Source organism: Parafrankia sp. BMG5.11 (assembly GCF_004337455.1).
Map to the genome: position 1 here is coordinate 1 of NZ_SJXI01000138.1, position 5,477 is coordinate 5,477.

General features: G+C 67.7%; 6 protein-coding genes and 1 pseudogene. 5 read left to right on the forward strand and 2 right to left on the reverse strand.

The genetic code is table 11. The annotated features are described in order from the left end of the window. Window positions 1-129: 129 nt before the first annotated feature. Both E0504_RS47205 and E0504_RS47210 read right to left on the reverse strand, forming a co-directional pair. Entirely contained in the window at window positions 130-459 is a 330-nt protein-coding gene (locus E0504_RS47205; RefSeq protein WP_112105946.1) for a DUF86 domain-containing protein, read from the reverse strand. Further along, window positions 456-737: a nucleotidyltransferase family protein gene (locus E0504_RS47210; RefSeq protein WP_112105947.1), complete on the reverse strand. Its 282-nt coding sequence runs from the start codon at window positions 735-737 to the stop codon at window positions 456-458. The genes E0504_RS47205 and E0504_RS47210 overlap by 4 nt, the downstream gene beginning before the upstream one ends. A gap of 627 nt (window positions 738-1,364) precedes the next feature. On the opposite strand from E0504_RS47210, the pseudogene E0504_RS54790 reads away from it, so the two are divergent. The 5 genes and pseudogenes from E0504_RS54790 to E0504_RS47240 all read left to right on the forward strand — a co-directional run. After that, window positions 1,365-1,454: pseudogene (locus E0504_RS54790) on the forward strand (SAM-dependent methyltransferase); the annotation flags it as partial. Between the two features lie 127 nt (window positions 1,455-1,581). After that, on the forward strand, window positions 1,582-2,049 hold the full coding sequence (locus E0504_RS47225) for a GNAT family N-acetyltransferase (protein ID WP_112105948.1): 468 nt from the start codon (window positions 1,582-1,584) through the stop codon (window positions 2,047-2,049). Between the two features lie 171 nt (window positions 2,050-2,220). Continuing rightward, window positions 2,221-4,245 carry a prolyl oligopeptidase family protein gene (locus E0504_RS47230; protein ID WP_131627762.1) on the forward strand — a complete coding sequence of 675 codons (2,025 nt, stop codon included), beginning with the start codon at window positions 2,221-2,223 and terminating at the stop codon, window positions 4,243-4,245. Between the two features lie 47 nt (window positions 4,246-4,292). After that, complete coding sequence (locus E0504_RS47235; RefSeq protein ID WP_071061112.1) at window positions 4,293-4,472, forward strand: hypothetical protein; 180 nt, start codon at window positions 4,293-4,295, stop codon at window positions 4,470-4,472. A gap of 84 nt (window positions 4,473-4,556) precedes the next feature. Next, window positions 4,557-5,237 carry a bifunctional 2-polyprenyl-6-hydroxyphenol methylase/3-demethylubiquinol 3-O-methyltransferase UbiG gene (locus E0504_RS47240; RefSeq protein WP_131627764.1) on the forward strand — a complete coding sequence of 227 codons (681 nt, stop codon included), beginning with the start codon at window positions 4,557-4,559 and terminating at the stop codon, window positions 5,235-5,237. The last annotated feature ends 240 nt before the right edge of the window (window positions 5,238-5,477 follow it).

A 5,477-nucleotide genomic window follows, 5' to 3' on the forward strand; every position in this document is an offset into this window, starting at 1 on the left:
TCCGGCGAACTGGGAAGAGCCATTTTTCGTACCCCATCACGGTTGTCCCTTGCGCGGGGTCAGTGCTGGGCCGGCGGGCCAGATCCGAGGAAGGCTGCGAGGGAAGCGCCGCCGGAAGAGCTGCTCGAGTCAGTCGCCCAGCCAGGATTCTACGGTGACAGCAAGCCCGGGGATCTCGACGGTGACCGCGGTCCACAACAGGTCCGTGTCTACCGAGAAGTAGCCGTGTACGAGATGGTTGCGCATGCCGGCGATCGCAGCCCAGGGCACCTCGGGGTGGTGTGTGCGGAAGGAGTCCGACAGCCGCGCTGCGGCTTCCCCGATTATTCCTACCCATCTGATCAGAGCAGCGGACAGAACAACGTCCTTGTCGAGTTCCTCGCGTGAGGCGGGGAGGTGCGCGCTGATCAGTTCCGCATGTTCGACGATATCGCGGAGGCGCTCATCGTCGGACCTCACAGTGCGACGGCCTCGGCCAGGACCCGCGGACGGAGCCGGGGTCGTAGCCCAGCGACTGTCGTGACGTCGACGTGGACATTGAGCGTCGCCTCGGTGTCGCTGATGAAGCCACCCAGATCGAACAGACCTCGTCCTGGAGCGAGATCGACAAGGAGGTCGACGTCGCTCGCGTCGTCTGCTTCGGCGCGGGCGACGGAGCCGAAGACACGGATGTTGCTCACACCGTAGCGTCGCGCGATCGCGTAGACGTCCGCGCGACGACGACGCAGTTCGCTCATCGTCACCCTCCGGTGACGATCTACGTCTGGCGTCACGGCAACCTCCTCGAGGCGGACGACAGCTGACTGGAACGGGCTGCGAGGTCGCCTTTGCCGCTGGACAGGGTGCCGACGAACTCCGGCAACGGCCACTCGTCGCTTCCGTCCACGGTTGGGGTGCGCTCTCGGAGGAGAGCCAGGACCGGTGCCACCTGGGACTCGGGCAGCCGGTCGATCAGCCGGTGCAACTCGTCTCGCAAGGCGCCCACAGAGCACAGGATACGGCCGTGGGCGGCAGTCGACCCACTAGATCCACTGGTGGAACTCTTTGTGGACTTGGCGGATGGACGCGGACGCCGCAGGAGATCTCGAACGACCCCGCAGCCAAGGAGCCTGGCATCAGGTCTCGGCTCACGTCGGCCGGGCACCGGTGTACCCACCGCTGTACCCGAGCAGACGGACGTCAGTGGACACCGGCGGGCACGGACCGGCGCTGAAGCCCAGGTTGTACCGACCAGGTAGACGTCGGTGGACGTCCGTGGACGAAGCGCCCGCTTCTCTTAATCCGCGGGTTCGGGGTTCAAGTCGCGGCGCACCCGTAGCTACCAGCGGTTTCATCTATTTGGATGGAGCCGCTGTTTTCATTTCGTCGACACCGTACGCACCGCGTTCGGCGGGTACGTGCACGGCGCCGAGGTCCGCTTCACCGCGGCCTGCTGGCTGTTCAGCGCCCGAGCGTCGGTCGGGTCGGAGACGCCGACCACGCCAGTCGAGCTCGGCTGGCAGCGGGACGACGGCCTCGCGGAATACGGTCTCGCCGGAAATGAGGTGCGCTCTCGGCCCGGGAACTGGCAGTCTCGCGGTCATGGATGTGCCGGCCGGATTCGAGATCGACGACGACCCCGAGCGGATCGACCGCGACGCGGTGTGGGCCGCCCTGTCGACCGAGGTCTACTGGGACCTGTGGCGCGAGCGCTCGCATGTCGAGGCGCAGCTGGACAGTGCCTGGCGGGTCGTCGGTGCTTACGAGGTGGCCACCGGTCGGCAGGTCGGCTTCGCCAGGGCGATCTCCGACGGCGTCTCGTTCGCCTACCTCGCCGACGTGGTGGTGACCGGTAGCGCCCGTGGCCACGGGCTAGGGAAGGCCCTGGTCACGACCATGATCGAGGACGGTCCCGGGGTCGAGTTCGAATGGCTGCTGCACACCAAGGACGCCCACACGCTGTACGAGCGGTTCGGCTTCCGGATTCCCGAGCGCACCGTCATGGAGCGGGGGAGCCCCCGCGAGCCGGACTTCGAGGCGGCGCCGCCTCCCGATTCCGTGCGGCGATGAGTGGGGCCGCTCAAGACCCGTTCAACCAGATCGGGCCGCTCCGTCGTGGTAGACGCACCGTGACGATCAGACCTGCGCTGACCGCGCTGCGGTTGCGGCACCTGGCGCCCCGCGGTGTGGAGTGCCGTCGGGCCCACCGAACTGTGCCCCGTGATCAGGCAGACTTGAGGGATGGCCGACGATGATCCGCACTGCTGGCTCGAGGACGTCGCCGGGGAGGCCGCCCTCGCCTGGGTGAGGGAACACAACGCCGAGACGTTCGCAGAGCTCACCCAGTCCGCCGAGTTCGCCGGGCTGCGCGCGGAGATCCGCGAGGTGCTCGACTCGGATGACCAGATTCCCTACCCGGTCACCAGGGGCGAGTACCTCTACAACTTCTGGCGCGACGCGGGTCATCCGCGTGGCCTGTGGCGACGCACCTCGCTGGCGTCGTATCGCGATGCCGCCCCGGACTGGGAGGTCGTGCTCGACGTCGACGCGCTCGCCGCCCGCGAGGGCGAGAACTGGGTGTGGCACGGCGCACGGGTGCTGCGACCCGAATACCGGCTGGCTCTGGTCGAGCTGTCCCGTGGCGGCGCGGACGCCTCCGTCATCCGTGAGTTCGACCTGGTCACCAAGTCCTTCGTGGAGGATGGCTTCTTCCTGCCCGAAGCCAAAAGCTCGGTCGGTTGGATCGATGAGGACCGGATCTATGTCGGTACCGATTTCAGCGAAGGATCGTTGACCACTTCCGGCTACCCCCGCGTGATCCGGGAATGGCGGCGCGGCACTCCGCTCGACGATGCCGTCACAGTCTTCGAGGGCGAGGTGGATGACGTCTCGGTCGACGCCTACCACGACCCGACCGAGGGTTTCGTGCGCGACTTCGTCGACCGAAGCATCGACTTCTACCGCACCGAGACGTTCCTGCGTATCCCGACGGGGCTGGTCCGCATCGACGTCCCGGACGACGCGCACACCTCGGTTCACCGGGAGTGGCTGCTCATCACCACCCGGTCGGAGTGGGTTGTCGACGAGAAGGTCTATCCGGCGGGCGCCCTGCTCGCCGCCAACTTCGAAGCATTTCTCGCCGGACGACGAGAGCTCGAGCTCCTCTTCGAGCCGGACAAGAACACCTCGCTCGCGTACCACGCGTGGACTCGCAATCATCTCATCGTCGCCACTTTGCGGGACGTGAAAAGCCAGTTCACCGTGCTCACGCCGACAGCCTCGGGCTGGACGAGGGCGCCGCTGGCCGACCTTCCGGACACCGGCTCCGCCTACATCAGCGACACCAACCCCGACGTCGACGACGAGTACTACCTCGGTGCCAGCGGCTACACCCAGCCAGCGACCTTGTACCGCGGCGAGATCGGCGTGGAACCCGAGATCCTCAAGCAGGCCCCGGCGTTCTTCCCGACCGATGGCCGCACCGTCAGCCAGTATTTCGCCGTGTCCGACGACGGTACCCGCGTCCCCTATTTCGTCGTCGGTACCGGAAAACCCGGGCCGACGCTGCTCTACGGGTACGGCGGCTTCGAGGTCTCGCTCACCCCCAGCTACAGCGGTACTGTCGGCCGGGCCTGGCTGGCGCGCGGCGGCACCTATGTCGTCGCCAACATCCGCGGTGGCGGCGAATACGGCCCGGACTGGCATCAGTCAGCCATCCGCGAGAACCGGCTGCGTGCCTACGAGGATTTCGCCGCCGTGGCCGGCGACCTCGTCGGCCGGGGGATCACGACGCCGGCCCAGCTCGGCATCGAGGGCGGTTCCAACGGCGGGCTGCTCATGGGCGTCATGCTCACCCGCTACCCGGAGCTGTTCGGAGCCGTCGTCTGCTCGGTGCCGCTGCTTGACATGCGCCGCTACCACCAGCTGCTGGCCGGAGCCTCGTGGATGGCCGAGTACGGCGACCCCGACGATCCAGCCGACTGGGCGTTCATCAAGGAATACTCGCCGTACCAGAATGTCCGGCCCGGCCGTCGCTACCCGCCGACGTTCATCACCACGTCAACCCGCGACGACCGCGTCCACCCCGGGCACGCCCGCAAGATGGTCGCGCGGCTGCGCGAACTCGGCTACGACGTCCGCTACTACGAGAACATCGAAGGCGGTCACAGCGGCGCCGCCGACAACGAGCAGCTTGCCCACAAATCAGCCCTGATCTACGAGTTCCTCTGGCGCACCCTCGGCGCCGGCCCCGCGGCCGGCGAATAGCGCCGGCGGCCCTGCGGAGAGGGGCGCCGGCGCTCACCCACGGACCGGTGTCGACGGGGGCCTTCCGCCGCTTCTCCGCACCCGGCAAGATCCTCACGGTGCTCGGGGACAGCGGTTGGTCGGCCTCGGGCCTGTTCAGCGGCGAGGTCGATGCCGTCCTCGCCGACCCGACCGGATGGGTCGAGCACAGCGGCGTCACCTGGACGTCCGTGGGGTCAAGGACCTGACAGCCAGCGCCAGACCCGAGTATCTGTTTGCCAAATCAGCAAACAAATTTGGTGGCTGGCCACGTCCTGGGCAAGAGTGGCCCAATGATCGACGACCTCGCGACAGGCTCACCCGCGTCCGACACCCGCTCTGCTCTCGACGGATACGTCGGAGACCCGGCAGTGCAGGCGGAGTGGGACAAGCGGTACTCCGAACGAGAGCAGCTGTGGAGCGGCCAGCCCAATGGCGCGCTCGTGGCCGAGGTCGCCGCGCTCACGCCCGGGCGGGTGCTCGACGTCGGCTGCGGCGAGGGCGCGGACGCAGTCTGGCTCGCGCGCGGCGGCTGGGACGTGACCGCGCTCGAGGTCTCCGGCCTGGCACTGGAGCGGGCGGGCGGGCACGCGCGGGACGCCGGCGTCGCCGTCCGATGGGTCCACGCCGAACTGACCGAGGCCGCTCTCCCGCCGGCGTCCTTCGACCTGGTCTCCGCGCAGTACCCGGCCCTGCTACGCACCCCTGACGCCGTGGCCGAACGAGCACTGCTCGCCGCCGTCGCCCCCGGCGGCCTGCTCCTGCTCGTGCACCACGCGGGAATGGACACCCATCCGGTGCACGACAGCGGATTCGACCCGGCCGACTACGTCTGGCCCGCGATGGTCGCCGCACTGCTCGACGACGACTGGGAGGTGGAGCTCAACGAGCAGCGGCCACGCGTCGCACCCGACAGCGGAGCCGGCGCACACCACGTCGACGACCTGGTACTACGCGCACGCCGGCTACGCTGAGCCCCCCACGTTCATCGGCCGTTCCCGTTTATCAGCCGCGAGCTCCAGCACTATCTCCCCGCCTCCGGAAGCGATCAAATCCACCGGGAGAAATTCGACCGAACGTTTCAAATATTCAGCCGGAAACGCCCGGAGTTAATTTTTATTCCGTTGGTACCGCAGCGACAGTGATCTTTGTGCGGCTACTGCCACTCTGGCCGCTGCTTGGGCGGGTGCTGGACCCAATGCCGTGAAGCGTAG

What these genes read in the sequence shown, in the direction of transcription:
- E0504_RS47210 (WP_112105947.1), bottom strand. Translation starts at nt 737, where the DNA reads ATGAGCGAACTGCGTCGTCGTCGCGCGGACGTCTACGCGATCGCGCGA.
- E0504_RS47225 (WP_112105948.1), top strand. Translation starts at nt 1,582, where the DNA reads ATGGATGTGCCGGCCGGATTCGAGATCGACGACGACCCCGAGCGGATC.
- E0504_RS47230 (WP_131627762.1), top strand. Translation starts at nt 2,221, where the DNA reads ATGGCCGACGATGATCCGCACTGCTGGCTCGAGGACGTCGCCGGGGAG.
- E0504_RS47240 (WP_131627764.1), top strand. Translation starts at nt 4,557, where the DNA reads ATGATCGACGACCTCGCGACAGGCTCACCCGCGTCCGACACCCGCTCT.